Here is a 26,539-nt window from a genome sequence, read left to right on the forward strand (position 1 = left end):
TTTCCGCCTTATGCTTCGGCCAAGAAGACGTCTGTTCATCCAGAGGAAACCACATGATCCGGACCGCGTCCAAGTCCCGCACCGCAATCGCGGCCCTGCTGTTCGGCACGGCACTGTCGCTCGGCGCGATCGGCTCGAGCCGTGCGGCCATGGCCCAGGGGCCGGAATCGGTGGCCGATCTGGCGCAGGGCCTGCTCGGGGCGGTGGTCAACATCTCCACCTCGCAGAGCGTCAAGGAAGAAGGCGACGGCCCCGTACCGCAGGTGCCGGAAGGATCGCCTTTCCAGGAACTGTTCGAGGATTTCTTCAAGAACCGCGGCGATGGCGGCGGCAGTAACAAGGTCAATTCGCTGGGCTCCGGCTTCGTCATCGATCCGAAGGGATTCGTCGTCACCAACAACCACGTGATCGAGGGCGCCGACGACATCGAGGTGATCTTCCCCGACGGCTCCAAGCTCAAGGCCGAACTGATCGGCACCGATCCGAAGACCGACCTTTCGGTGCTGAAGGTCGAGCCGCCGGCGCCGCTGACCGCCGTCAAGTTCGGCGATTCGCGCAAGATGCGCATCGGCGACTGGGTCATGGCGATCGGCAATCCGTTCGGGCTCGGCGGTTCGGTCACCGTCGGTATCATCTCGGCCAGCGGCCGCAACATCAATGCCGGGCCTTACGACAATTTCATCCAGACGGATGCGGCGATCAACAAGGGCAATTCCGGCGGCCCGCTCTTCAACATGAACGGCGAGGTGATCGGCATCAATACGGCGATCATCTCGCCCAGCGGCGGTTCGATCGGCATCGGTTTCGCAGTGCCGACGGAGCTCGCCGAGAATGTCATCAAGCAGTTGATCGAGTTCGGCGAGACGCGGCGCGGCTGGCTTGGCGTGCGCATCCAGCCGGTGACCGACGAGGTGGCGGAGAGCCTCAAGATCGGCAAGGCGCGCGGCGCGCTGGTGAGCGGGCTGGTCAAGGGCGGTCCGGTCGAGAACGGTCCGATCCGGATCGGTGACGTGATCGTGTCGTTTGACGGCAAGGAGGTCGACGACACGCGCGACCTCGTCAGGACCGTCGCAGAGAGCGCGGTCGGGGCCGAGGTCAAGGTGGTCGTGCTGCGCGACGGCAAGGAAGAGACCCTGAGCGTGACGCTCGGACGGCTGGAAGACGAGAAGGCGCCCGTCGTGGCGTCCTCCGAGGACGGCGTGCTGACACCGGAAGGCGAAGGTGAGGAAGCCTTGCCGGGGGATGAGGGCGGCGATCAGCAATCGCCGACCGCGCCGGGCGCACAGTCGCCGGCGATCCTCGGGGCGATCGGCATCGAGCTCGCACCGCTCGACGATGCTTCCCGCAAGACCTATGCGATCGCCGAGAGCGTCGAAGGCGTGGTGATCACCACCGTCACGCCGGGCTCGCCCGCCGCGGAAAAGGGGCTCGAGCCGGGGCAGGTGATCGTCGAGGTGGCGCAGGAATTCGTCGAGACGCCCGAGGCAGTTGCCGAGACGCTGAGCACGCTGAAGAGCGAGGGCCGGCGCAATGCCTATGTGATGATTTCGGACGCCGAAGGCAATCTGCGCCACGTCGCCATTCCGCTCGAATAGGGCGGCAGATTCTGCCAACGGGGAGACGGCTATTTGCTTCCTTCCGGCCTTGGTTCGTCAGGCGATCTGGCGGATCACTCCTGGTTCACGTGCGTTTGTCAGTATCTTCTCCAGCTCATCTCCCGGCATCGGCCGGCCGACGAGGTAGCCCTGGATCTCGCCACAGCCGAGACGTCGCAGTATGTCGTATTGCGCTTCGGTCTCGACGCCTTCGGCAGCAACCGACATGCCGAGGTCGTGCCCGAGCCGGATGATGGCATCGACGATCGCGCGGCTGTCGGCATTGGTTTCGATGTCGGAGATGAAGGACTGGTCGATCTTCAGCTTGTCGAAGCGATATTTGCGCAGATAGCTGAGTGACGAATAGCCTGTGCCGAAATCGTCGAGCGCCACGCGCACGCCAAGGGCCGTGATCGCGACAAGCGTAGATTCGACGAGTGCGTTGGTCTTCAATAGCAGCGATTCCGTCACTTCCAGCTCGAGGCGGGCCGGCGGCATGCCGCTGTCGCGCAGGGCGTCGGCAATGCCGGCGTAGAGCCCCGTCCCGGCGAACTGGCGCGGCGACAGATTGACCGCGATCCGGATCGGCTGGGGCCAGGAGGCCGCGGTGATACATCCTTCGCGGATGGCCCAGGCGCCGATCTTTTCGATCAGGCCGATGTCTTCGGCGATCGGGATGAATTCTGTCGGACTGATCGTTCCAAGGGTTGGATGGTGCCAGCGCAGGAGGGCTTCGGCGCAGATGATCCGGCCGCTGCCGCTGTCGACCAGCGGCTGGAAATGAAGCGTCAGGGACCGGGCCGCCACGGCGGCGCGCAGTTCCTGCTCGATCAGGTTGCGGCGGCGGGCGGCGGCGTCGAGCGAGGTATCGAAGAAGTGGAAGCGATTGCGGCCATCGGCCTTGGCACGATAGAGCGCAAGGTCGGCGTTCCGCATCAGGGCGTCCGCGTCGCGGCCATCGATCGGGGCACAGGCAATGCCGATCGAGACACCGATACGGGCAGTGCCTGAAGCCAGCGGGAAGGGTTGGGAGAGCGCATTGACCAGTCTGTCGGCGAGGGCGGCGACGGCGCGCGGATCCTGCATGGACGTGTGGATGACGGCGAATTCGTCGCCGCCGAGCCGGGCGAGCGTGTCGCTCTCGCCGCAGACCGACTGCAGCAGCTTGGCCACCTCGCGCAGCAACTCGTCGCCGGCGCCATGTCCGTGGGTGTCATTGACCTGCTTGAAGCGGTCGAGATCGAGAAGGAGGATCGAGAAGTGCTCGTCGAAGCGCTCCAGGCGGTCGATCGCGCGGGTCAGGCCCTCGTTGAGCAGAACGCGATTGCCCACATTGGTGAGGCTGTCGTGGCGTGCCATGTGTTCGATCCGACGGCGGGCCTCGCGCGCCTGGGTCACGTTGCGTCCGACGCCACGGTAGCCGGTGAAGTTTCCCTCCGCGTCGAACATGGCCTTGGCACTGAGAGACCAGACGCCCGGTTCGCCGTCCTGGACGACACAGACCTCGACATCCCGGAACGAGGTATGGCTGGTCAGCAGCTTGCGCAGGCTTTCCGCGCCATTCAGTTTGTACGGCGTACCGCAAGTCGAGCCGTCACACGGGAGCAGCTCCCAGAGAAACCGGTGACGGGCCTGCTCATCGGTGCAACCGAGTTCCTCAAAGAGGCGCGGGGAGGCCCGCCGCAGGCGAAGTTCGGCGTCGAGACCCCACAGCCAGTCAGCGGCGTTCTCTTCGAAGTCGTTGAGCAGCAGGCCGATGACGTCGCGCTGTTCGTCGGAGGCCATCTGGGCACGGACGCGGATGGTGAGGTTCTCGCAAAGCGCCAGCGACGAGCGCACGATGATCGCCGTATAGATCACATAGAGCGCGACCAGGCTGAAACCCACGGCTTCGTTGGCGACGCTAAGGGCCAGCAGCGATACCAGTCCCATGAGGACGCTGAAGGTGATGGCCGCCGGCGGGATCGTCGCCAGGGCGAAACCGCCGCCGCCCATCATGCCGACGCTGATCGCGACGATCACCAGCCGTTGGTGGTCGGTGGCATGCGGGTAGAAAATCACGGTCAGCGCTGCCCAGAGGCCGCTCAGCACGGCGGCAAAGACCACCGCCTGACGGGAGCCGCGAAGGGACGCAACCTGGCGCGGTGGCAGCCTGCCGTTGCGCCATGCTGCAATGCCGTTATAGGCCGCGATGATCATGATGAGCACTGCCCAGAGCGCGACCCAGGCAAACAGGTCGCTGCCGGCAAAGGCGACGAGCGCAACGATCGCATTGGCGATGTTGGCGCCCATCATCAAAGGCGTGTTGTGCAAGACCGTCGACAGGCGGACCGCCCGGATGCGGTCCGCTTCGGCCTCGGTCTGGCCTGCTTCGCCCAACCGTAAAAACCGGTCGCCGGCAAGGCGCAGGGCATGGCCAAGCCGGGAAAATCCATTTGTGCTCATGGATATTAGAATAAATGCAGGTGCTTAAAAGCTGATAAAGCGGAGACGTGCCGGGAGGGTAGATCAAAACAGCGTGAGCGTACGATTAACGCCGGGCGGGGTGTGCCGAAATCCGGCAGTCCTTGGGCTTTCTGGCCGCCGGGAAGCTCACAGCCTGGGACAAGTTTCGCTCTCTAGGGTCCCTTGAGAAGGTAGGCGCCGCCGCGACGATTAGAAGCCCCATGCTCGATGGCGGCGTCGACCGGAGGCGTTCAAGCGGGAAGGCGCATCGGACATGAAGGACACTTTTTTCTACCCCTCGGACGGCGAGAGCAAGTTTTTCGGCAAGCTCAACGAGATCACCACGCGCTGGCCGCACGACGTGCGCCACTATCTCGACCTGTTCCCGACCTATGTCAGCCGGCGTTCGTTCATTCGGCAGCTGGCGCATTACGAGCTGTTCAAGCTGACCGTGGAACTGCCGGGGCACTATGCCGACTTCGGCGTCTACTACGGCAAGTCCTTCTTTAGCTGGCACAAGTTCATCGAGGTCCTGACCCCGACCGCCACCCACAAGAAGGTCATCGGCTTCGACAGCTTCGCCGGTTTCCCCAGCCTGCATGAAGAGGACGGCGCACTCGACGCCAACGTGCAGAAGGAAGTCGGGGGCTTAAGCTCCGAGAATTTCCTCGACGAGTTCCGCGAACTCCTGAAACTGCACAATGAGGACGGCGTTCTGCCGACCGGACGCGGCCAGATCGTCGAGGGCGACATTTCCAAGACCCTGCCGGAATGGCTGGAGCAGAACCCGGAATCGCGCTTCTGCCTGATCAATGTCGACGTCGACATCTACGAGCCGACCAAGACCATTCTCGAGCATTGCTGGGACCGGCTGGTGCCGGGCGGCGTGCTGATCCTCGACGAGTATGCGACGAGCAAATGGCCGGGCGAGACGCGGGCCTGGGACGATTTCGCCCGCAAGAACGGCATCGTCGCGCCGGTCAAGCGTTTCCCCTGGGCCAATGCGCCGGGCGGCTACATCGTCAAGGGCGTCTGATCGCGCCCTTGTTCAAGCCTTAGAGTCTGTCAGGTTCATTCTGAACCAGCCAGACTCTAACTCTGTTGTTTTCGTTTGTCTCTTCGGGAAAGCCGGTTCCCACTTTTCCCTGACAAACTCTAGGGCCGGCCGATCCGGTAGAGGACATGTCGCTTCAGATGCGGATGGGTGTCGGGGACGCGGGGGTGGTCGAAATCGCCATCCGCGTCGTGGCGCATGCCGAGTCTTTGCATGACTGCGATCGAACGCGTATTGGCTTCGACCGCGAAGGAAACGATTTCGGATAAGCCCTTTGTGGCGAATCCGAAATCGATGAGCGCGCGGGCGGCTTCGGTGACGTAGCCATTGCCCCAGAACCGCGTCGCCAGCCGCCAGCCGATCTCGACGGTCTCTTCCGGCAGGACCGGGGAAATGCCGGCCCTGGCTAGGCCGCAGAAGCCGATCGGCTCGGCGTTCTCCTTCAGTTCCAGCGCGTAGAGGCCGAGGCCCGTCTCGTCGATCACGGCGCGGATGCGCTCCATCATCGCGTCGGCTTCCTTCGCGCTGCGGCGGAAGGGGAAGAATTCCATCACCTTCGGGTCGCGGTTGATCTCGCGAAACAGGTCGCGGTCGCTGTCGCGCCAGTTGCGTAGGATAAGCCGCGGCGTTTCGAGGATCGGTCCCATGGCCATTCTCGGCTGGTTGCTCAGGGCGTGACGAAATCGGTCTTGCGATAGCCCTGGAGGTAGAGCAGGGCGGTCAAGTCGCCGTGGTCGATGCGGATCTTCGCCTGGGCGGCGACCGAGGGCTTGGCGTGAAGCGCGACGCCGGAGCCGGCAAGTTCCAGCATGCCGAGGTCGTTCGCGCCGTCGCCGACGGCAATCGCTTCGTGGGTGTCGATGCCGAGGCGGGCGGAGATGTCGATCAGCGCATCAACCTTGGCCTGCTTGCCGAGGATCGGCTCGGCCACTTCGCCGGTGAGGATGCCGTCCTTTTCCAGCAGGATGTTGGCGCGGTTCTCGTGGAAGCCGAGGCGGGCGGAGACCGGTGCGGTAAAGACGGTGAAGCCGCCGGAGACGAGGGCGGTGTAGTGACCCCTGGCCTTCATCGTGGCGATCAGTTCGAGGCCGCCGGGGGTCAGCGTGATGCGCTTTTCGATCACTTCGTCGACCACCTTGATCGGCAGGCCCTTCAAGAGCGCGACCCGTTCGCGCAGCGCCGGCTCGAAGGCGATCTCGCCGTTCATGGCGCGGGCGGTGATCAGCGACACCTTGTCCTTGAGGCCGACCTCGGCGGCGAGCTCGTCGATGCATTCCTGGCCGATCATGGTCGAATCCATGTCGGCGATCAGGAACTTCTTGCGCCGCGTGTCGGCGTCTTGCAGGGCGACGTCGATCTTCTCAATCCCGATCAGCGCGCGAAGCTCGGCCTCGGCGGCCTTTACGTCGGTGCCGTCCTTCAGCACGATGTCGCAGGCGATGCCGTCGGCGAGCCAGTAGAGGCCGGACGCCTTGAGGCTCTCGGCGGCGCGCTCGGCGAGCGCGGGCTCAAGGATCGGATTTGACGGATTGGCGAGAAGCGTGGCAACGAAGGCCATGATTAAAAATCCTGAAAACGACATCGACGCGATCCTGATAACCGGGCCGACCGCCAGCGGCAAGTCCGCGCTGGCGCTGGAACTGGCAAAGCGGCACGGGGGGCAGGTCATCAATGCCGACAGCATGCAGGTCTACGATACGCTGAGGGTGCTGACCGCGCGGCCCTCGGAGGAGGAGATGGAGGGCGTGCCGCACCATCTCTACGGCTATGTGCCGGCGGGGGCTGCCTATTCGACCGGCGACTGGCTAAGGGAGGTGGCGGGGCTGGTCGCGGATCTGAAGGCAAAGGGCGCGCTGCCGGTGATCGTCGGCGGCACCGGGCTCTATTTCAAGGCGTTGACCGGAGGCCTCGACGAGATGCCGGCCATTCCGGCGGAAATCCGCAAGCGCCTTCGTGAGCGACTGATCGCGGAGGGGCCGGAGGCGCTTTACCGGGAGCTCGAAAGCCGGGATCCGGCGATGGCCGCGCGGCTCGGCCGCCAGGATGGACAACGCATCGTGCGGGCGCTGGAGGTGCTGGAGGCGACCGGCCGCTCGATTGCCGTGTTTCAAGGGCAGGGCGGGCCGGTGATCGTCGATCCCGAGCGGGCGCGCAAGATCGTCAAGCTGCCGGACCGCAAGCTGCTGCACGACCGCATCAATCGCCGCTTCGCGCGGATGTTCGACGACGGCGCGGTCGAGGAGGTCGAGGCGCTGCTGGCGCTCGGGCTCTCACCGGAAATGCCGGCGATGAAGGCGATCGGTGTATCGCAGATCGCCGCCCTGCTGCGGGGCGAGATGACGCCGGATCAGGTTGTCGAGACGGCCTCGGCCGCCACCCGGCAATATGCCAAGCGGCAGATGACCTGGTTCCGCAACCAGATGGACGATAGCTGGGAGAGGATCGGCTGAGGGGCTGCGGACGTCTCATGCTGGGCCGCCCCCTCATGCTCAGTAGCTTGGCCGAAGGCCAAGCCTCGAAGGATCCGGCCGCAAATGTCATTGCCTGGCCATCCGTCCCCCCTTCGAGGGGTGCTTACGCTCCCATCTCAGGGTAAGGGCTACCGTTGAGGCGTCCGCTGATGTCGGTAGGCGCTGCGACTTGGTGACGGCTGTCGGTGTGGTGCCGGCACTCGCGGCAAAGGCTGAGCCTCAATCCTTGCGGTAGAGGCTCGACAGCGGCTTCTTCAGGATGCTCTCGCGCAGCGACGAGCCGGGTTCGCGCCGGATGGGCGGGGCGGGCTCGGTTCGCTCCAGCGGCGGCTGCGGTTGGGGACGGGCGGCATAGGGGTCGCGGATCGTGTCTGCCGGATCGTCGAGCCGGCGGGTGAAGCGGGGAGGCTCGTCCGACAGAGCGGTGCGCGGCAGCATGTCGGGGCGGTAGGGTTCGATCGGCGGCGTGTCGAGCCGTGGCCGGTCGAGCGGCGCGGCGTCGGGCTTCGGGGCATCAATCCGCGGAGCCGGGTGCTCGAATGCCGGTTCCGGCTGGCGCATGGCCGACGGGGCCGATTGCGGCGGCGGCGTCATCAGGGCCTGGCGGATTTCCTCGAAGGTGGCGTCGTGGCGAAGGTCGGGCAGCGGCGCGCTCTCGGCTGCCGCCGGCTTCGGCGGTTCGTCCGTCGATCCGCCCGGCGTGTATTCGTCCATGTCGTCGGCATTGCTGGATCGCCCGCCGTCGAAACTTTGCTGGAAGGCGGATATGTCGGGGCCGGCAATGGCGCGCATGCGGCTGACGATGGTGCGCAGGTCGACCGTGTCGGGGCCGTCGTCGGAGGTCTTGGCGGTGGCGCCGTTGGCCTTTGGCAGGTGGCTTTCATCGACGCGGGAAAAGCGCATGCGCATTGGCACGGCGATGGCCTCGCCGAAGGCAATGGCTTCGCCGTTGCCGATCGAGGAGATGAAGCTGGTCGTCGAAATGGACGAATCCGGGATCGCCGAGCGGATGATCTCCTGGTCGCGGTCGTTGGCAAGGCGCATGGCAAACAGCGTCGAGCACTGCGACAGGATGGTCTGGTCGAGTTCGCCGGGACGCTGGGTAATGATGCCGAGCGAGACGCCGTATTTGCGGCCTTCCTTGGCGATGCGGGCGATTGCCTGGCGGGTTGGGAAAAAGCCGAGATTGGGATCGGCGGGCACGTAGCGGTGGGCTTCCTCGCAGACCACCAGCATATGGATCGCGCCGTTCGACCAGAGCGCCAGCTCAAACGCCATGCGGCAGAGAACGGAGGCGACCGAGTTGACGACTTCCGACGGGATGCCGGCCAGCTGGAAGGTCGAGATCGGCCGGTCGTCTCCCGGAATGCGGAAGATATGGGCGATCGTCTCCATGATCGTGTCGCTGATCGTGTTGTTGGAGAACATGAAGTGGTAGCGCGGATCGTTGATCGCCGCCATGATGCGCATCTTCAGCGAGCGCAGCATGGGCTTTTCGCCGCGGCCCTCGAGTCGGCCGATGCGCTCGTCGATCAGTGCCAGCAGGTCGGCGATGCGGTAGGGAACGGGCGTGTCGGCGGTGAGCGAACTCTTGTCGCTGGAGCGGCGCATCAGCGCGCTCTCATTGCCGCGGAAGGCGCGCTTGGCCTCCGGCATCAGGTCGCGCAGGATGTCGAGTTCTTCGGCGACCGGCGGGCGGCCGCGGAACAGGACCTCGGCGAATTCCTCAAGCCGCATCAGCCAGAAGGGCAGGTCGAGCGTGTCGGTGTCGATGACGACGGCGTGCTCCGGGAAGGCGGCGGCGAATTCGTTGTGCGGGTCGAGGATCAGCACGCGCAGCTTGGGATCGCTCTCGATCGCCTTGCGCAACAGAAGCGAGACGGCGGTCGATTTGCCGACGCCGGTCGAGCCGACCACGGCGAAATGCTTCGACAGCATGGAGGGGACGTGGATGGTCGCGTCGATACTCTCGTCCTGGGTGATCTTGCCGATCACGGCGGTGTCGCCCTTGCGGGTATCGTAGATGCGCAGAAGATCGGCGGCGCGGATGCGATGGGCAATGGCGCCGAGATAGGGGTAGCGCGAAATCCCGGTCGAGAAGAGTTCGCTGCCGTCCTCGCCGACATGCACTTCGCCGAGCAGTTCGACCTCGATGAGGAAGGTGTTGTCCTCGCCTTCGCCCCAGTTCTTCGTGCCGGTCTGCATCGAATACGCGAGCGCCACGACGCGGTTCTCTCCGACGGTGATCGAGATCAGCCGGCCGACCGACCATAGTTCGGTCAGATCCGTGCCGCCGGCCTCGGCGATGGCCGCGATCGTCGCGCGCGAACCGTTGCAGGCAACCACGCGGCCGAGAAAGCGGTTTCCCCGCGCCAGCTGGTCGCGGCGATCCTGTTCGCCGGCCTGGCCGGATGTCTGGAGATCATTATTGCGCAATGTCTGCTCCCTCGTCGGGTCACAGTCTAATGTCTCAGGCTTTAACAGGGTGTATAAGAAAGTCGCGATATCTTTGCATGTGCGGCGGGGTTGCGGGTGTTTTGGACCGGTTTTTGGGTCCGGCCGCGTTGACGCCTGCCATAATTCTGTCTATCACTTCTTTCCATGAACAATTCGCAGATCCTTATCGTGGTGGGAAAGCGCATGGGCAGGGTGGTGTAACCATCCGGCGATAGCCACCCATGCGCAGACAAACAGGCTCCTCAAAGGGGCCTTTTTTTATGGCCGAAACCGGGGTAGCAACCCCTTGACGACAATCCAGCAAGACAGAATGAGACGGGAAGAGGCATGACGGGCAAAGACAATCAGATGACGGGCGCCGAGATCGTCCTCCAGGCGCTGAAGGACAACGGGGTCGAGCACATCTTCGGCTATCCGGGCGGCGCCGTGTTGCCGATCTATGACGAGATCTTCCAGCAGGACGAGATCCAGCACATCCTGGTGCGCCACGAGCAGGGCGCCGGCCACGCGGCCGAAGGCTATGCCCGCTCCACCGGCAAGGTCGGCGTCATGCTGGTCACGTCGGGGCCGGGCGCCACCAATGCGGTGACGCCGCTGCAGGACGCGCTGATGGACAGCGTTCCGCTCGTCTGCATCTCCGGCCAGGTCCCGACCTCACTGATCGGCTCCGACGCCTTCCAGGAATGCGACACGGTCGGCATCACCCGGCCGTGCACCAAGCACAACTGGCTGGTCAAGGACGTCAACGATCTGGCCCGCATCATCCACGAGGCCTTCCGCATCGCCCAGTCCGGCCGTCCGGGCCCGGTCCTCGTCGACGTGCCGAAGGACGTGCAGTTTGCCACCGGCACCTATACGCCGCCATCCAGCGACATCATCCAGAAGAGCTACCAGCCGAAGGTGCAGGGCGACATCAATGCCATCCGTGCCGCCGTCGAGCTGATGGCCAATGCGCGCCGGCCGATCATCTATTCGGGCGGCGGGGTGGTCAATTCCGGGCCGGAAGCCTCCAGGCTGCTGCGCGAACTGGTCGAACTCACCGACTTCCCGATCACCTCGACCCTGATGGGCCTCGGCTCCTATCCGGCATCCGGCAAGAACTGGCTCGGCATGCTCGGCATGCACGGTTCCTACGAGGCCAACATGGCGATGCATGACTGCGACGTCATGGTCTGCATCGGCGCGCGCTTCGACGACCGCATCACCGGCCGGCTCAACGCGTTTTCGCCGAACTCGAAGAAGATCCACATCGATATCGATCCGTCGTCGATCCACAAGAACGTCCGTGTCGACGTGCCGATCACCGGCGATGTCGGCCACGTGCTGGAGGACATGGTCCGTCTGTGGCGGGCGCTGCCGAAGAAGCCCGACGTCGCCCAGACGGCCGAGTGGAAGGCGAGCGTCGAGAAATGGCGGGCCCGCAATTCCTTTGCCTACACGCCGTCCAAGGACGTCATCATGCCGCAATACGCCATCGAGCGGTTGTCGGCCCTGACGCAGGACCGCGACACCTACATCACCACGGAAGTCGGCCAGCACCAGATGTGGGCGGCCCAGTATTTCGGCTTCGAGCAGCCGAACCGCTGGATGACCTCGGGCGGTCTCGGCACCATGGGCTACGGTTTCCCGGCGGCGATCGGCGTCCAGATCGCCCATCCCGAAAGCCTGGTCATCGACATTGCCGGCGATGCCTCGATCCAGATGTGCATCCAGGAAATGTCCTGCGCCGTTCAATACGAGGCACCGGTCAAGATCTTCATCCTCAACAACCAGTACATGGGCATGGTGCGCCAGTGGCAGCAACTGCTGCACGGCAACCGTCTGTCGCACTCTTATACCGAGGCGCTGCCGGACTTCGTCAAGCTGGCGGATGCCTATGGTGCGGTCGGCCTGCGCTGCGAAAAGCCCGACGATCTCGACGACGCCATCCTCGAAATGATCAACGTCAAGAAGCCGGTGATCTTCGACTGCCGGGTCGCCAACCTCGCCAACTGCTTCCCGATGATCCCGTCGGGCAAGGCGCACAACGAAATGCTGCTGCCCGACGAGGCGACCGACGAAGCGGTGGCGAACGCCATCGACGCCAAGGGCCGCCAGCTGGTTTGACGATTGAAATAGGAACAGAGACATGAACGCACATCAGCAGCCCACCGGTTCGGCCTATTTCATCGCCAAGGAAACCGCCGCCGTCGAAAGCCATACGCTATCGATCCTGGTCGACAACGAACCGGGCGTGCTCGCCCGGGTGATCGGCCTGTTCTCCGGCCGCGGCTACAACATCGAAAGCCTCACCGTTTCGGAAACCGAGCACGAGGCGCATCTGTCGCGCATCACCATCGTCACGCGCGGCACGCCGAGCGTGCTCGAGCAGATCAAGGCGCAGCTCGAGCGCATCGTGCCCGTGCATCGGGTTGTGGATCTCACGGTGCGCGCCCGCGACCTCGGCCAGGAGCGGCCGGTCGAGCGCGAAGTGGCGCTGGTCAAGGTGGCTGGCACCGGCGAGACGCGCGCCGAGACCCTGCGCCTTGCCGACGCCTTCCAGGCCAAGGTCATCGATGCGACGGTCGAGCACTTCATCTTCGAGATCACCGGCAAGTCGTCGAAGATCGACCAGTTCGTGGCGATCATGAAGCCGCTCGGCCTGAACGAGATCTGCCGTACCGGGATCGCCGCGATGAACCGTGGCCCGCAGGGCATGTGAGGTCGGTCCAAGGCTCAGATGAGAAAGGACGGGCGCCTCGACGGCGCCCGTTCCGTTTCCGCATGCGCGCGCCCCAAGAAAACGAAATGGGGCCGCCGTCGTGCTAGAACATCGACATCTGTGCCGGTGCCGGCTTTTCGGCCGGGGGCAGATCAGTCTCGGTTGCCACCCCTGACTTGCGCGCGCGGCCTGCTGTTGGGGAGGATGGATCCTGTTCTGCGAGCGGCTTGTCTTCGGCGGCGGGGGGCATGGCGCCGAGGTCGGTGAGCAATCCCATCAATGCGGTTTCCACCGTCTGCTTGACCAGGGCGTAGTGTACGTACTGGCCGCGCTTGTCGCGACTGACCAGGCCGGCGGTTTTAAGGATGGTCAGATGCTGCGACACGGAAGGTTTGGCCATGTCGAAGCGCGAGGAAATCTCGCCGGCGGTCAGGCTGGATGCCGCGAGGTATTTGAGGATCGCCCGGCGCGGTGGCGCGGAGAGCGCATGAAAGACCTGCTGCATGCGACGTTCGTCGCGACTGGCGGCTGCACCCTTCTTCGTCTGCTTTTTCAACCCTGCGCTCCGTCTTGTCGCGTTCCTTGTTGTTGGAATTTCTATAATTAGGAAATTGCCGAAACGTCTAGCCCGACGCCTCTTGACGCTCAGGTTTTCAACTCATTTGCTACGAAGCAAACAGCCGATCATCGAGGGCATCCGTTCACAGCATCTCCAGCGGCGTCTTGCGTGCCGGTGGCGGGAAGGCGGCGTCGAGGGTTGACCAGTCCTCGTCGCTGATGTCGAGGTCGACGGCGTCGCGGTTCTCGCGCACGCGGGCCAGATTGGCGGATTTCGGGATAGCGATCACGCCGTCGCGTTCGAGGAGGAAGGCCAGCGCCACCTGGGCGGGCGTGGCCTGGTAGGCCTTGGCGACGCGGATCAGTTCCGGATGGTGCACAAGCCGGCCTTGCTCGATCGGCGAATAGGCCATGACCGGAATGGCATGGGCCTGACACCAGGGCAGAAGGTCATGCTCGATGCCGCGGCGCGATAGGTTGTAGAGCACCTGGTTGACCGCGCAGTTCTCGCCGCCGGGCAGGGCGAGCAGTTCCTCCATGTCGGCGACATCGAAGTTGGACACGCCCCAGGCGCCGATCTTGCCGGCGGCCCGCAGCGCCTCGAAGCCGGCGACGGTGTCCTCGAGCGGGTGTTCGCCGCGCCAATGCAGAAGGTAAAGATCGAGGCGGTCGGTCCCGAGCCGCTGAAGGCTTGCTTCGCAGGCGGCGATCGTGCCGTGCCGGCTGGCATTCCATGGGTAGACCTTGGAAACGAGAAACGCCGCGTCGCGGCGGTCTTCCAGCGCCCGGCCGACGATCCGCTCGGCCTCCCCGTCGCCATACATTTCCGCCGTGTCGACCAGCGTCATGCCGAGGTCAAGGCCGAGCCTCAGGCTGTCGATCTCGTCGCGGACGCTGGCTTTGGTCTCGCCCATCTGCCAGGTTCCGAGACCGAGCGCCGGGACGGTGGTGCCGGAAGGCAGGGTGACGGTCGGGATCGGGTCGTGCATGGAGCCTCTCGTCGTCGCTTGGCGGGTGGCCAGCTTAATCGAGTGCCCGACGCTTGCAAGATCGGACGATTGCCATGGTGACAAATCGACGGTGGCGGGCCGTCTTGTCCGCGACTATCGTGTCGCAGATTTCTTCGGGAGAGTCTTCTTGGATACCGCGACCCTGACGGCACTTGTTACCTTTGCCTTCGCCACCTCGATTACGCCGGGGCCGAACAACATGATGCTGTTCGCCTCGGGGGTGAATTTCGGCTTCCGCCGGACGATCCCGCATATGCTCGGCATTGGCGCGGGCTTCCTGTCGCTCTTGATCGGCGTCGGCCTCGGGCTTGGCGCCTTGCTCGCAACCGTGCCGGTTCTCTATACCGGCCTGAAGATCGCCGGCGGTCTTTACCTGCTCTCCATCGCCTGGAAGATCGGCTCGTCGCGGACGCTGGGCGAGGGATCGACCAGCGGCAGGCCGATGACGTTTCTCGGCGCCGCCGCCTTCCAGTGGGTCAATCCAAAGGCCTGGGTCATGGCCGTCACGGCAATGACGGTCTATGTCGACGACCAGAGCTATCTGTCGAGCGTGATCATCGTCGGTGTGGTCTTTGCGGCGGTCAACCTTCCCAGTGTCTCCACCTGGGCGGGTTTCGGCTCGGTGTTGCGCGAATGGCTCTCCGTGCCGGCGCGGCTCAAATGGTTCAACATCACCATGGCCCTGCTTCTCGTGGCCAGCCTTTGGCCGATGCTGCGCTGACGGGCGCGGGATAACCCATCAGCCCGCAATTTGATCCGCTGCCGAACAGGTCATCCGGTTCTCGAAAGTGGATGGGTGCAGATTTAGGATAAGGCGCGCAGAGGTTGCATTCGGGTGGGATTGGCGTATCGTGGCCATGGGTGCGGCAGAACCCAAGGGGCGGGGCGTGCAATGGTCGGCGACACGGCGCATTCAACAAAGACGGATGATTTGGAAAAGGTGCAAGAGGCTCGCGTGCTCGCGCCGTCGATTGTCGAAAAGCGGCTCGAACTGGCGCTCGGCGTCTACCTGCTGATCCTGCCGCTTCTGCTGACCTGTCTGCTGGTGGCGATCTGGCCGAGCCCCTATACGCCGCAAGGCAAGACGGCGCCCGAGCTGCGGTCCCTTTGGAACTTCACCGACCAGGTGGAAGTGCGGCTGCTGTCGATCGTGCTCGTCTCGGGCGCGCTCGGCAGCGCGATTTCAGCGGCACGTTCCTACGCCAATTTCCACGGCCTTGGCCGCTATGAGGCGAACTGGACATGGTGGTACCTGATGAAGGTGCCGATCGGCATGGGGCTGGCGCTGTTCCTCTACATGGTAGTGCGTGGCGGCCTGTTCTCCGCCTCGCTCTCCGACAACGGCGCGGTGATGGACACCGCCAATCCCTTCGGCTTTGCCGCACTTGGTGCCCTGGCCGGCATGTTTGCCAAGGAGGCGTCGGACAAGCTGGAGGAAATCTTCAAGGCGGTGTTCCGCACGGCGGAGAAACCCGTGGTGCCGCGACCGAAGATCGACAGGCTCGAACCGTCCGCCAAGAAGGTGCATGACGCCGACCTGGCGCTCAAGGTGGAGGGCAGCGGTTTTGATGCCCGGTCGGTGGTCAAGGTCGACGGCAAGAAGAGGGACAGCGTTTTCAGGAATGCCGGCCTGCTGATCGTGACCCTGTCTTCCGAGGACCTGGCCAAGGCCGGGAAGCTGCCGGTCGCGGTCGCGGCCGGCACGGAAGGCGGCGGCACGTCGGCGGAGGTTTTTCTGGCGGTCGTCGAATAACCGGGGGAGAACGGCAGAAGGCGGGTCGGCTGTGCCTGCGGCCCGCCTGGCCCTGTCAGGTTTCGAACTGCCGGTAGCACTCGTCGGCCACCTGCTGCAGCCGCTCACGCGATATCTCGCCGGTCACGGCATAGCCGATCGGGCCGTCGATCCAGTAGAAGGTCTCGAGGCCCGCGTCGCTGGCATAGCGAAAGCTGGTCTCGCGGTTTTCCTCGTTGCGGCCGAGCAGCACCGTGATCCGCTCGCCGGCATCGTCCTCGTACATCAACAGCGCGCCGGCCTTGCCGGACACCGGCACGAGCCGGCCGCCGACAAGTTTAAGGCCGAGGGCCGAGAGGTCCGGGATGCGCAAGGGCGTGTCAAGCCGCTTGCCGAGCCAGGCGGCGAGATGCTGCTGCTCGTCGGCGCCGACCTCGACCGGATGGCGGATGTCGCTGGCATAGATCAGGAAGGCCGAGCGCGACTGGTCGGGCAGGGCGGCGGTCTGCAGCGCCGGTTGCGGCGCGCCGGTGAAGTACGGCGGAGCCAGCTGACCGGCAATCGCGCCGCCGACGAAGAGCATGACGGCGGAGGCCGCCTGCCAAGGGCGCGCCTGGCTTCGAGCGGATCGAATATCCGTCCGATTTCCCGCCCTGGAGACAAGGGTGGCATCTTCCGCCCGTGCCTCGGCGCGGCCGGCAAAGAGGCCGCGGATGTCCTCGTTCTGCCGCTGCCAGTCGGCAACCATCGCGGCGGCATCCGGATTCTTGCCCAGCCAGGCCTCGACCTCAAGCCGCCGATCCGGATCGAGAAAGCCGTCGACATAGGCGTGCAGGTCGTCTTCGCTGACGGGGATGTTGTTGTCGGTCATCGCGGTCTCCGCAACGAGATGATGTTGCTGTCGTTCAGTTGATCGCGCAGGCGCTGGCGGGCGCGCGACAGGCGGGACATGACGGTGCCGATCGGCAGATCGAGCATGTCGGCCACCTCCTGATAGCCGTAGCCCTCGACGATGACCAGCATCAGCACGGCGCGGTTCTCCTCCGGCAGGCTGTCGAGGGCCGCCACCAGCCGGTCGCGCTCGAGCGGGTCGCCGTGAACCTCGGCTGCCGGCAGTTCGGCCGCCTCATCGATGCTGACGGCGGGATGGCGCGCGCGCTGGCGATAACGATTGCGATAGAGATTGGTCATGATCGCATAGGTCCAGGCCTTGAGGTTGACGCCGCGCCAGTGACGCCGGTTGGCGAGCGCCTTCTCGACGCAATCCTGCAAGAGGTCGTCACCCTCGGCTTCCGAGCGGGCAAGGCTGCGCGAATAGCGCCTGAGCTGCGGCAGCAGCGCGAGCACGTCGCTCTCGAACGGGCCGGAGCCGGGGGAGGAACTCCCCGGCTTCCGGTTATTGCCGTCAGGGCCTTGCGGCATCCCAGACACCTTTCACGCCGTCGCCGGTGGCGTCGCCTTCCTTCATGTCCTTGACCCAGAAGTAGAGCGGCTTGCCGTCCTTGGCCCATTGCATGGCGCCGTCCTTGCGGGTCACCAGCGAATATGCACCTTCGGCCTTGGCACCGGAAGCGGCGATGAAGGGCGGCCAGTTCTTGGCGCAATCGTCGTAGCAGTTAGAGACGCCCTTCTTGTCGTTCTTGAAGGTGTAGAGGGTCATGCCGTTGTCGGCGGCGACGACCTGGCCCTTGCCGCTCTTGACGGTCTTGACCGGGGCGGCGAGCGCGGAGCCGGCAAAGGCGGCGAGCGCGACGGTAAGGAGAATGCGTTTTCTCATGGATGTCTTCTCCGAAGAGGTTTGCGGCAGGCGCCGTCCTGGGCTTGCCTGTGCATGAGACATCGCAAGGGTCGGTTTTATTCCCGCCTGGGCGCGAATTTTTTCAGCATGGTGAGACCCGTCGCAAACCGTTGGACGGTCGGGCCGAGAGCCGGCCTTTGCCTTGCCAAGGCGGGGGAATCCTGCCAAGCACCGGGCATGCAGTTCGCACCCCAGCAGGACGAAGCCCTGAAAGCCGTTGCCAAATGGCTGAAGGAGGGCAAGCAGCCGGTGTTTCGCCTGTTCGGCTATGCCGGCACCGGCAAGACCACGCTTGCCCGGCATTTCGCCGAAAATGTCGATGGCGAGGTGCTGTTTGCGGCGTTTACCGGCAAGGCGGCGCAGGTGCTGCGCTCGCGTGGCGCGACCAATGCCCGGACCATCCATTCGCTGATCTACCGGCCGCGCGGCGAGGAAGCCGTGGAGGACGAGGAGACGGGCCGCACCTCGATCGCGCCGATGTTTTCCATCAACCGGCAGAGTCCGCTCGCCAAGGCGGCGTTGATCGTCATCGACGAATGCTCGATGGTCGACGAACAGCTCGGCCGCGACCTGATGAGCTTCGGTACGCCGATCCTGGTGCTCGGCGATCCCGGCCAGCTGCCGCCGGTCTCCGGTGGTGGCTTCTTCACCGACCAGGAGCCGGACTATCTGCTCACCGACATCCATCGCCAGGCGCGGGACAATCCGATCATCCAGCTCGCCATGCATGTGCGCGAGGGCAAGGAGATCATGTATGGCGACTACGGCACCGCCAAGGTGATCTCCAAGAACGAGGTGACGCAGGATCTGGTTCTGGGGGCCGATCAGGTGCTGGTCGGCACCAACAAGACGCGGCGGCGCTACAACAAGCGTCTGCGCGAGCTGAAAGGCTTCACGGTCGATTATCCGCAGGCGGGCGACAAGCTCGTATGCCTCAGGAACGACCAGGTGAAGGGGCTGCTCAACGGCTCGCTGTGGCAGGTGATGACCTCGTCGCGCGAGACGGTGAAGCCGGGCATCAACCTTTTGATCAAGCCTGAAGACGACGACATGGATCGCGGCGCGGCCAAGATCAAGCTGTTGAAGGCCGCCTTCGAGGACGTGGATGCGGAGATCCCGTGGGCCACGCGCAAGCGCTATGACGAATTCGACTATGGCTACGCGCTGACCGTGCACAAGGCTCAAGGGTCGCAGTGGAACGACGTCGTGCTGTTCGACGAGAGCTGGGCGTTTCGCGATACCCGCGAACGCTGGCTCTATACGGCGGTCACCCGCGCGGCGGAGACGCTCACCATCGTCCGGTGAACGCCTGCCGCGGACAAGTTACTGCTTCAGGGCGGTCAAGGTCATGACGACGTCGCGCTCGCCCTTGCCGGATGCGGTGGCGATGTCGACCAGCGACTTGCCGGTTTCAGCCGCGGTGAAGCCCTTTTCCTTCAAGGTTGCGATGAAGGCCTCTTCCGTCTCGTTGTAGAGCGGTGCGACCTGGGCCGGCGTACCATTGGCGACGAGCTCGATCATGGCGACTTGCGGCGAAACGGAGGTTTCCCCGGTCAGCGCCGGCCAGGCCATGGCGAGACCGGCGGCGAGCGACAGGCCGAGGGCGATCGCCATCGGCGGACGCTTGAAATACATCAGGAACGGCCGCCAGTTCTTCCAGATATGCAGGACGAAGGGTAGGATCAGCACCATGCTCAGCCATTCATGCATCTCGCGGAAAGCGGAGGTGCCGAAGTGGAAGAACAGCGCGATACCCGACACGAGCGAGACGAGGAAGAGCCCGGTGGTGAAGGGTGTGGCGTAGCGGGAAAGGAAGGTGGGCATGGGAGGACCCTTTTGTTGTTGAGTATACGTCACAGTTACGCCCGTCGTGCCCGACTGTCCCGTTAAATCCCTGTCATATTTGACGAATTTCAAGTCTCACGATGCGACAATTCCCAGCAGGACGGCCTTGGCGACCGCCTGGAAGCGGTTGTTGGCCTCGAGCTTGCGAATGATGGTGGTCTCGAGCGCCGCGACTTCCGAACTGGTCAGCGACAGAGCGCGCGCAACGCGCAAGGGTGCATAACCCTCTGCCATGAGTTCGAGGCAGTGGCGTTCGTTCTCGTCGAGTGCAATCGAGGCGTGCCGGTTCAAGCGCTCGGATCGACCGTCGATCGCCTCGTGGGAAAGGAGGGAGGCGAGTTGCTGCAATTGGCGATGGATGGTCGAAAGACTTGCCGTCAGCTCGCGCTTTCGGGCGGTGAGCGCCTCCTCGAAGATCCCGTTTGCCTCCAGTTCGGAGCGGGCCGATTTGAGTGTCTCCATCAATTCCTGGATGCCCGCAACCGGCATGCCGATCTCGCGGCAGGCATTGATCAGCGCCATGCGGGCGATATCGCCGCGGCCATAGACACGCATCAGGCCGATGCGCCGGGCGGAGAGCAGGCCTTTTTCCTCATAGAAGTGAAGGGTGCGGTGGGTGACGCCGAAAATCTCGGCCATGTCGGCGATGGGAACGGGATCCGGCGGAATGTCGCGGGGCAGGGGGATGTCGGGAAGGTATGTTCCATCGGCAGGGGCACCGTCGCGCCGCTGGCTTTCGCCTTGCAGATATTTCGATCCGTCCGCCATGACCTCCCCCGTCCAGCGTTGCATCAGGTCTGCGATGGCTGCCGCTCCCCCGGGAAGGTGCATTTGGCCGGCGCGTCTCCCCCGCACCGTCCTGCGCCGTATATTCCAGGTTGTTCTGCAACAGTTATGTGAAACCAGCCTAGTCGGCTTGTTCGCGTTTGGCAAACGCGATCGTCGAATCCATGCGATCTCAGGATTGCCGTTGTGTCAGGGCCAGAAGGTCGGACATCTCGGAGATGAAGGCGGGCAGTCGCTCTGGGTGGACCAGGCGCTGCTGATGGCGGCTGGCCTCGAGGTAAGACTCATGGGAATTCTCGAGCCTGTATTGATAAGTGGCCTCGAGGCACTCCATCAGCGGCGATGACAGGCCGGCTGTGCGGCAGAAGGCATAGACTTCGCCGCTCAAGGTCAGGGTTCGTGCGACGAACTGGTTGGCGAAGGCGGCGATCTGGCGGCTGGTGGCCATGGTGCCGGCCGGGTGCGACTGGGCGGCGATCGTCTCGCCGCTGGCCGGGTGCACGAGGCGGGCATGGAGCGGGCCGGTGCCGACCGCCGAGCAAAGGCTGAGCAGGAAATCGAGCTTGCCCGGCGCGACGGGTGGCGGCGACGATGGCGGGGCCAGCTTGAAGGCGCAGAGCCTGGCTTCCGAGAACCTGAGCGCGTTGTCGAAGGTTCGCGCCCGCCCGTCGCTCTCGGCTGTGACGACGCAATGGACCATCGGCAGGGCAAGCAGATGACGGTTGGACGCGTATCCGGACCCGGAACCGGTATCACCACCCGGGGTCTTGAGGTCGATGCGGATCTCTTCATTCCGCTCCGGGTCGGCGAGGCGCGGCAAGGCGGCCTCGATCGGGCGACGGGCCTCGGATCGCAATTCATAAACCGGTACATAGCCGCCGAGCGGAATGCGGATGCGGACCGGATCGTTTCGACCCTCGTCGGCATAGTAGAGATTGATGAGTCGCCGGAGCTTGCCCGCCTGTACCCGGACCAACGCATCCACGCCGGGGTCGAGCGCGCCGTCGCGGCTGAACACATCCATGCCGATGGTCGAGCCCTTGAGTTGACGGGCAAGGCCGAGCTGTTCGCGCTCGACGACGAATTTGAGGAAGGTTCGCAGTCTGTGCGAGCGGGCGAATGTCTGGCTCGACAGGATCGCCGAGAGCGCCAGACTTATCCTTCCCGCTTCGATAGGCCGATCCTGGCTCATTGCCTCTCCATGGGGTTCACCGCCCTGGCGCCGTTTGCACCCGTGTGTCACGGCTTAGCAGGGTGGTGGGGTGCAGCAGCTTTGCGCGAACTTAGCGGTTGTGACGGATGACACAATGCGAAACCTGAGATTCGCGGTCGGAAAGTGCCGTCAATACCGTAAATCAAGGGGCCAGGGAGGCGCGCCGGCGGCACGCAGGCGTCCACCCATCAGTTTCGTCAATGAACGCATATGTGATTCTCGTTGGCCTTCGGCGGCATGATCGCCTAAATGGTGATCGGACCCATATTCCTTCATGGACACTGCCCGAATGCCCGCCAAGCTCTCCGTAAACCTCAATGCCATTGCCATGCTGCGTAACCGCCGCGATCTGCCCTGGCCGGACGTCGCCCATCTCGGCCGGATCGCCCTTGGCGCCGGTGCAAGCGGGCTGACCGTGCATCCGCGCCCGGACCAGCGGCACATCCGCTTTTCCGACCTGCCGGTGCTGCGGGCGCTGATCGACGACGAATTCCCGGAGGCAGAGTTCAATATCGAGGGCTATCCGACGGAGGAGTTCCTGGCGCTGTGCGAGGCGACCGAGCCGGAGCAGGTGACGCTCGTTCCGGACGATCCGAACCAGGCGACCTCCGATCACGGCTGGGATTTCGCCAGGCACCGGTCGTTCCTCACCGAAGTCGTCTCGCGGCTGAAGGCCAAGGGCATGCGCGTGTCGCTGTTTGCCGATGGTGACGGCAATGCCGAGGCGGTGCAACAGGCGCGCGCGACGGGCGCCGACCGGATCGAACTCTACACCGGGCCCTATGGCGGCTGCTACGACAATCCGGAGAAGGCTGCCGAAGAGATCGATCTCCTCGGCCGCACGGCCGATGCGGCGCTTGCCGTCGGTCTTGCCGTCAATGCCGGCCATGACCTGACGGTCGCCAACCTTCCGGCCCTGATCAAGCGTATTCCCAAACTGGCCGAAGTGTCGATCGGCCACGGCCTGACGGCCGATGCGCTGGAGTTCGGCATGGCGGAAACGGTGCGCCGTTTCCGCCATGCCTGCGGCCAGAAGATCTGACGGCGGAAGGCGGTCCCGCGGATCGGATCGTCCGGCCCGGGGGTCTGGTCAGCCGAGGGCAGCCTTGTTGGCCTCGAGGAAGGCCTTCAGCGTCATGCGCTTGACGCCCGACAGGGTCTCGGCGTCGGCGGTCGCCATGGCGATCTTGCCTTCGCGCGTGTTGGCGTCGAAGGACACGATCGTCGGGATGAAGGGCGCAGGCACGCCGGCGGCGGCCATGCCTTCGGACAGTTGGGCATCGGTCAGGTTGACGACGGCAAGCGGCTTGCCGGTCACGTCGCGCACCAGGGCGGCGATTTCTTCCGTCGTATGGGCCGCCTCGCCGGTCAGCGTGTAGGTGACGTTGCCGTCCGCCGGCTTGGCGAGGCCTGCGGCGATGGCGCGGGCTATGTCTTCGCGGGCGATATGGGCGATCCGGCCCTCACCGGCCGAGGTATACCACTGGCCGCTGGCAAGCGCCTGCGGCAGGCTCATGAACAGGTTCTCCATGTACCAGCCGTTGCGGAAGATGGTGTAGGCGAGGCCGGAGGCCTTGATCGCCTGTTCCGTGCCCAGATGATCGCCCTTGAAGGTGATCTGCGAATCTTCGGGCTGCGGCATCGAGGTGTAGAAGATGCGCCCGACGCCCGCGGCCTTGGCGGCCTCGACCGCGGCGCGGTGCTGTGCAAGCCGCTTGCCCGGAGCGCCGAGTTCGTCGGTGGAGACGATCAGCAGCCGGTCGATACCGGTGAACGCGGCTTCGAGCGAGGCCTTGTCATCGAAATCGACGCGGCGCGTTTCAACGCCGAGCGCCGCCAGATGGGTGAGCCTGGCGGTGTCGCGGCTGCCGGCGACGATGTCCGAGGGGCTCAGCTTCTGGCTTTCGATCAGGTGCTTGATGACGAGGCGGCCGAGATGGCCGGCGGCGCCGGTGACGAGGATCTTGCTCATGGTCTTTCCTTTGGCGATGGCAGCAGGCGCCGCCGAACGAATGGCTGCTCTCAAAATGAGAGTTACGCTAAAATGGAGATTGACCGGCGCTTGTAAAGAAGGCAGTTTTTGGTGCCCACCTTACCGATAGGGAACCGCCATGACCGTCGCCATCACCCGTTTTGAAGAAAAGATCGCCGGATACGGGGGGGACGGACCCAAGCTTGAGAACTGTCCTGTGCGCACGGTGATCGATCATATCGGCGGCAAATGGTCGACGCTGCTGCTGTTGGCGCTGTCGGAAAAGCCCTATCGCTTCGGGGAACTGAGGCGGCTGGTGCCGGATATTTCGCAGCGCATGCTGACCCAGACGCTGCGCGACCTGGAGCGCGACGGCTATGTGCTGCGCACCGTGTTTCCGACCAAGCCGCCGAGCGTCGAATATCGGCTCACGGATCTCGGGCACTCGCTGTTCAAGGCGTTGTGCGTGCTGCTCGATTGGGCGGAGGGGAATTATCTTGCCGTCAAGGATGCCCGCCGCAGCTTCGACGAACGCAATGCCTGAGGCTGTTGTCAGAGGTCGAGCGTCCAGGTCTGGCCGTTGAGTTCTGGTCCGAACATCCTGTGCCTTTCCTCGGCGACGAGCCGGAAGCCCGCGGCGACGTAGATATGCCGTGCCGTGTGCAGGATGTCATTGGTCCAGAGCGTGAGCTGGCGGTAGCCGGCATTGCGGGCGAAGCGCACGCATTGATCGACCAGCAGCTTGCCGAGTCCAAGGCCACGGGCTGTCTCATCGACATACAGCATTCTCAGCTTGGCGACGCCGTCGCCGCCATCCATCACGATGACCGAGCCGACACGCAGGCCGGCGCGCTCGGCGATCCAGCAATGATCGCGCCCGACGTCGTAGTGCTCGAGGAAGTCCGCCGCCACCTGACTGACCAGGGCCTCGAAGCGTCCGTTCCAGCCAAATGTGCCGACATAAAACTCAGTCTGCGACTGGATCATCCAGCCGAGGTCGCCCGGACGATGCGGACGCAGGATCGCGGTGGCGTGGGCGCGGGCTTCCGGGTCGATCAGGCGGGTGATGGTCGCCATCGCCTCGACGAGGGACGCCCTTTCGGACCGTCCGAGCGGCGCCACCATCTGGCGCAACTGGTTGCGGGAGAGCTCGGCGAGCGTGTCGAATTCGGTGCGTCCCTTTTCGGTCAGGGCGAGTCGCTGGCTTCGTCCGTCGGTCGGGTCCTGGGTGACCGTGACGAGGCCGCGTTCGCGGAATTTTTTCAGTATGCGGCTGAGATAGGCCGGGTCGAGGTGTAGGTCACGCACCAGTTCCACGGCGAGGACTTCTACGCGCGTGCCGATCTCGTAGACGATGCGGGCCTCGGCCAGAGTGTAGTCGGCCTTGAGATATTCGCGGTCGAGGATGCCGATCCGGTCGGTGTAGAACCGGTTGAAGGCGCGCATCGCCTCGATTGTCGTGATGTCTGTGGATTCGCGCATGGACCGGACCTCCTCGTGAGGTCCGATTCACTAGCACCGTAGTTGCCTTTTGACAATCAGATGATTGACTAAGTCAACTAAATGGCGAGTTTGAGGGCCGGTTCGGCACTGAGCGCGAAATCGGCCGCGGCGCGCGAATGAATGGTGGTCGAATCGAAGCCGGGCAAGGGCAGGGCATCTGGGTCGAGCAGAAGGCAGATTTCGGTGCAGCCGAGAATGACGCAGTCCGCGCCAGCCTGCCTGGCCTTTTCGATGATGGCGATATAGGCCTCGCGCGAGGCATCCTTGACCGCACCGGCGCAGAGCTCTTCGAAGATCACGTCGTGGATGATCGTGCGGTCATCGGCCTCCGGCACGCGCGGATCAAGGCCTAGCGCGCGCATGCGGTCGGTGTAGAAGCCATGTTCCATCGTGTAGCGTGTGGCAAGCAGCAGGGGACGGCGGAAACCGGCGGCCTTGATGGCTGCTGCGGTCTCGTCGACGATGTGGAGAAGGGGGATGTCGAGGCGGGCGGCGACGCCGTCCGCGACGAGGTGCATCGTGTTGGTGCAGATCAGGATGCAATCGGCGCCGGCGACTTGGAGTGCGAGTGCGCAGTCGGCGAGGCGCTTCTCGGCGAGATCCCAGCGACCGGCCTTCTGGTAGCCGACGATCTCTTCGAAGTTGACCGAGTGCATCAGGACTTCCGCCGAGGCGATGCCGCCGAGCTCGGCGCGGACCAACTCGTTGATGAGGCGGTAATAGACCGCCGTGCTCTCGAAACTCATACCGCCGATCAGGCCGATTGTCTTCATGGTCGTGTACCCCTGGTTTGCTGGCGGGGATTATGGCCAAGCCCGCGGGCAATTGGTTTGCATATTTGCCACCAGAGACGCTGTTCGGCGCGCATGAATTGCGCGTCTTGCGTAAAGTGTGCATAGTTTTTGCGCGTGGTGGAGTTTACTCGAGGGTGGAATGCTGGACGAGCGCGATCGGAAGATTCTGGATGCATTACAGCGGGACGCATCCGTTGCTGTTGCGGAACTCGCGGAGAAGGTGGCGCTGTCGCCGTCGGCCTGTTCGCGGCGCATCCAGCGGCTGGAGGAGGCGGGCTATATCGCGCGCCGCGTGGTCGTGCTCGACCGGGAGCGCATCGGCGTTCCGACCACGGTCTTTGCCTTGATCAAGACGGCGCATCATTCGGACGAATGGATAGAGAGCTTTCGCAAGGCGATCAGCGATCTTGGCGAGATCGTCGAGGCACACCGGCTCACCGGCTCCTATGACTATCTGCTGAAGATCGTTTTGCCGCGCGTCGAGCACTACGACGTCGTCTATCGGCGCCTGGTCAAGCGGATTGAGCTGTTCGACGTTTCCGCCTTCATCTCCATGGAGACGCTGAAGGCGGGAACGGTCGTGCCGGTCGATTATGCGGAATAGG

The 26,539-nt window shown here is 64.2% G+C and carries 26 protein-coding genes; 11 read left to right on the plus strand and 15 right to left on the minus strand.

Features of this window, described 5'->3' with window-relative positions:
* Nucleotides 1–53: 53 nt before the first annotated feature.
* A complete protein-coding gene (locus RHIZ70P_RS04405) occupies nt 54–1,595 on the plus strand; it encodes a Do family serine endopeptidase (protein ID WP_115669183.1) in 1,542 nt (513 codons plus the stop codon).
* A 57-nt stretch (nt 1,596–1,652) separates the two neighbouring features.
* Here RHIZ70P_RS04405 and RHIZ70P_RS04410 read toward each other — a convergent pair whose 3' ends face one another.
* Nucleotides 1,653–4,040: a putative bifunctional diguanylate cyclase/phosphodiesterase gene (locus RHIZ70P_RS04410; RefSeq protein WP_115669184.1), complete on the minus strand. Its 2,388-nt coding sequence runs from the start codon at nt 4,038–4,040 to the stop codon at nt 1,653–1,655.
* Between the two features lie 274 nt (nt 4,041–4,314).
* Here RHIZ70P_RS04410 and RHIZ70P_RS04415 point away from each other — a divergent pair, with 274 nt between their 5' ends.
* Entirely contained in the window at nt 4,315–5,076 is a 762-nt protein-coding gene (locus tag RHIZ70P_RS04415) for a TylF/MycF/NovP-related O-methyltransferase (protein ID WP_115669185.1), read from the plus strand.
* A 119-nt stretch (nt 5,077–5,195) separates the two neighbouring features.
* Here the strand turns inward: RHIZ70P_RS04415 and RHIZ70P_RS04420 are convergent, their stop codons facing one another.
* Both RHIZ70P_RS04420 and serB read right to left on the minus strand, forming a co-directional pair.
* Nucleotides 5,196–5,741, minus strand: coding sequence for a GNAT family N-acetyltransferase (locus tag RHIZ70P_RS04420; protein WP_115669503.1), 546 nt, complete (start codon nt 5,739–5,741; stop codon nt 5,196–5,198).
* A 20-nt stretch (nt 5,742–5,761) separates the two neighbouring features.
* Nucleotides 5,762–6,652: a phosphoserine phosphatase SerB gene (gene serB, locus RHIZ70P_RS04425; RefSeq protein WP_115669186.1), complete on the minus strand. Its 891-nt coding sequence runs from the start codon at nt 6,650–6,652 to the stop codon at nt 5,762–5,764.
* Here serB and miaA point away from each other — a divergent pair.
* On the plus strand, nt 6,651–7,544 hold the full coding sequence (miaA, locus tag RHIZ70P_RS04430) for a tRNA (adenosine(37)-N6)-dimethylallyltransferase MiaA (RefSeq protein ID WP_181903941.1): 894 nt from the start codon (nt 6,651–6,653) through the stop codon (nt 7,542–7,544). The two genes, serB and miaA, sit on opposite strands and share 2 nt — an antisense overlap.
* Nucleotides 7,545–7,784: 240 nt before the next feature.
* Here the strand turns inward: miaA and RHIZ70P_RS04435 are convergent, their stop codons facing one another.
* Nucleotides 7,785–10,001, minus strand: coding sequence for an ATP-binding protein (locus tag RHIZ70P_RS04435; RefSeq protein ID WP_115669187.1), 2,217 nt, complete (start codon nt 9,999–10,001; stop codon nt 7,785–7,787).
* A gap of 348 nt (nt 10,002–10,349) precedes the next feature.
* Between RHIZ70P_RS04435 and RHIZ70P_RS04440 the strand changes: the two genes are divergently transcribed.
* A complete protein-coding gene (locus RHIZ70P_RS04440; RefSeq protein WP_115669188.1) occupies nt 10,350–12,128 on the plus strand; it encodes an acetolactate synthase 3 large subunit in 1,779 nt (592 codons plus the stop codon).
* Between the two features lie 22 nt (nt 12,129–12,150).
* Nucleotides 12,151–12,723 carry an acetolactate synthase small subunit gene (gene ilvN / locus RHIZ70P_RS04445; protein ID WP_115669189.1) on the plus strand — a complete coding sequence of 191 codons (573 nt, stop codon included), beginning with the start codon at nt 12,151–12,153 and terminating at the stop codon, nt 12,721–12,723.
* 103 nt (nt 12,724–12,826) lie between these two features.
* Here ilvN and RHIZ70P_RS04450 read toward each other — a convergent pair whose 3' ends face one another.
* The gene (locus RHIZ70P_RS04450) at nt 12,827–13,279 is read right to left on the minus strand and encodes a metalloregulator ArsR/SmtB family transcription factor (RefSeq protein ID WP_419178268.1); all 453 of its coding nucleotides are present in this window, start codon (nt 13,277–13,279) and stop codon (nt 12,827–12,829) included.
* A gap of 145 nt (nt 13,280–13,424) precedes the next feature.
* Nucleotides 13,425–14,270 (minus strand): aldo/keto reductase, encoded by an 846-nt coding sequence (locus RHIZ70P_RS04455; RefSeq protein WP_115669190.1) that lies wholly within the window; start codon nt 14,268–14,270, stop codon nt 13,425–13,427.
* 148 nt (nt 14,271–14,418) lie between these two features.
* Between RHIZ70P_RS04455 and RHIZ70P_RS04460 the strand changes: the two genes are divergently transcribed.
* On the plus strand, nt 14,419–15,012 hold the full coding sequence (locus RHIZ70P_RS04460; protein WP_115669506.1) for a LysE family translocator: 594 nt from the start codon (nt 14,419–14,421) through the stop codon (nt 15,010–15,012).
* Between the two features lie 210 nt (nt 15,013–15,222).
* A complete protein-coding gene (locus tag RHIZ70P_RS04465) occupies nt 15,223–16,044 on the plus strand; it encodes a hypothetical protein (RefSeq protein WP_147293962.1) in 822 nt (273 codons plus the stop codon).
* A 55-nt stretch (nt 16,045–16,099) separates the two neighbouring features.
* On the opposite strand, the gene RHIZ70P_RS04470 is transcribed toward RHIZ70P_RS04465, so the two are convergent.
* The 3 genes from RHIZ70P_RS04470 to RHIZ70P_RS04480 are packed head-to-tail and all read right to left on the minus strand — an operon-like array spanning nt 16,100 to nt 17,800.
* Entirely contained in the window at nt 16,100–16,894 is a 795-nt protein-coding gene (locus tag RHIZ70P_RS04470) for an anti-sigma factor family protein (protein WP_115669192.1), read from the minus strand.
* Nucleotides 16,891–17,445: a sigma-70 family RNA polymerase sigma factor gene (locus RHIZ70P_RS04475; protein WP_115669193.1), complete on the minus strand. Its 555-nt coding sequence runs from the start codon at nt 17,443–17,445 to the stop codon at nt 16,891–16,893. The genes RHIZ70P_RS04470 and RHIZ70P_RS04475 overlap by 4 nt, the downstream gene beginning before the upstream one ends.
* On the minus strand, nt 17,429–17,800 hold the full coding sequence (locus RHIZ70P_RS04480; protein ID WP_115669194.1) for a hypothetical protein: 372 nt from the start codon (nt 17,798–17,800) through the stop codon (nt 17,429–17,431). The genes RHIZ70P_RS04475 and RHIZ70P_RS04480 overlap by 17 nt, the downstream gene beginning before the upstream one ends.
* Nucleotides 17,801–17,998: 198 nt before the next feature.
* Between RHIZ70P_RS04480 and RHIZ70P_RS04485 the strand changes: the two genes are divergently transcribed.
* Complete coding sequence (locus RHIZ70P_RS04485; RefSeq protein WP_028735485.1) at nt 17,999–19,126, plus strand: ATP-dependent DNA helicase; 1,128 nt, start codon at nt 17,999–18,001, stop codon at nt 19,124–19,126.
* Between the two features lie 18 nt (nt 19,127–19,144).
* Here the strand turns inward: RHIZ70P_RS04485 and RHIZ70P_RS04490 are convergent, their stop codons facing one another.
* The 3 genes from RHIZ70P_RS04490 to RHIZ70P_RS04500 all read right to left on the minus strand — a co-directional run bounded on the left by RHIZ70P_RS04490 (nt 19,145) and on the right by RHIZ70P_RS04500 (nt 21,644).
* Entirely contained in the window at nt 19,145–19,645 is a 501-nt protein-coding gene (locus RHIZ70P_RS04490; protein ID WP_115669195.1) for a DUF4405 domain-containing protein, read from the minus strand.
* Between the two features lie 96 nt (nt 19,646–19,741).
* Nucleotides 19,742–20,434, minus strand: a complete 693-nt coding sequence (locus RHIZ70P_RS04495; protein WP_115669196.1) for a MerR family transcriptional regulator — start codon at nt 20,432–20,434, stop codon at nt 19,742–19,744.
* A 190-nt stretch (nt 20,435–20,624) separates the two neighbouring features.
* Nucleotides 20,625–21,644, minus strand: coding sequence for a hypothetical protein (locus RHIZ70P_RS04500; RefSeq protein WP_115669197.1), 1,020 nt, complete (start codon nt 21,642–21,644; stop codon nt 20,625–20,627).
* 310 nt (nt 21,645–21,954) lie between these two features.
* Between RHIZ70P_RS04500 and RHIZ70P_RS04505 the strand changes: the two genes are divergently transcribed.
* Nucleotides 21,955–22,707, plus strand: coding sequence for a pyridoxine 5'-phosphate synthase (locus RHIZ70P_RS04505; RefSeq protein WP_115669198.1), 753 nt, complete (start codon nt 21,955–21,957; stop codon nt 22,705–22,707).
* A 48-nt stretch (nt 22,708–22,755) separates the two neighbouring features.
* On the opposite strand, the gene RHIZ70P_RS04510 is transcribed toward RHIZ70P_RS04505, so the two are convergent.
* Nucleotides 22,756–23,637, minus strand: coding sequence for an SDR family oxidoreductase (locus tag RHIZ70P_RS04510; protein WP_115669199.1), 882 nt, complete (start codon nt 23,635–23,637; stop codon nt 22,756–22,758).
* Between the two features lie 139 nt (nt 23,638–23,776).
* Here RHIZ70P_RS04510 and RHIZ70P_RS04515 point away from each other — a divergent pair, with 139 nt between their 5' ends.
* Nucleotides 23,777–24,181: a winged helix-turn-helix transcriptional regulator gene (locus tag RHIZ70P_RS04515; protein ID WP_115669200.1), complete on the plus strand. Its 405-nt coding sequence runs from the start codon at nt 23,777–23,779 to the stop codon at nt 24,179–24,181.
* An 8-nt stretch (nt 24,182–24,189) separates the two neighbouring features.
* Here RHIZ70P_RS04515 and RHIZ70P_RS04520 read toward each other — a convergent pair whose 3' ends face one another.
* Together RHIZ70P_RS04520 and RHIZ70P_RS04525 are read right to left on the minus strand one after the other, a co-directional pair.
* Nucleotides 24,190–25,119: a bifunctional helix-turn-helix transcriptional regulator/GNAT family N-acetyltransferase gene (locus RHIZ70P_RS04520; protein ID WP_115669201.1), complete on the minus strand. Its 930-nt coding sequence runs from the start codon at nt 25,117–25,119 to the stop codon at nt 24,190–24,192.
* 77 nt (nt 25,120–25,196) lie between these two features.
* Nucleotides 25,197–25,913 (minus strand): aspartate/glutamate racemase family protein, encoded by a 717-nt coding sequence (locus tag RHIZ70P_RS04525; RefSeq protein WP_115669202.1) that lies wholly within the window; start codon nt 25,911–25,913, stop codon nt 25,197–25,199.
* 160 nt (nt 25,914–26,073) lie between these two features.
* Between RHIZ70P_RS04525 and RHIZ70P_RS04530 the strand changes: the two genes are divergently transcribed.
* On the plus strand, nt 26,074–26,538 hold the full coding sequence (locus RHIZ70P_RS04530; protein ID WP_115669203.1) for an Lrp/AsnC family transcriptional regulator: 465 nt from the start codon (nt 26,074–26,076) through the stop codon (nt 26,536–26,538).
* The last annotated feature ends 1 nt before the right edge of the window (nt 26,539 follow it).

The sequence above is a fragment of the Paenirhizobium selenitireducens ATCC BAA-1503 genome, assembly GCF_900492185.1.
Lineage (GTDB): Bacteria > Pseudomonadota > Alphaproteobacteria > Rhizobiales > Rhizobiaceae > Allorhizobium > Allorhizobium selenitireducens_A.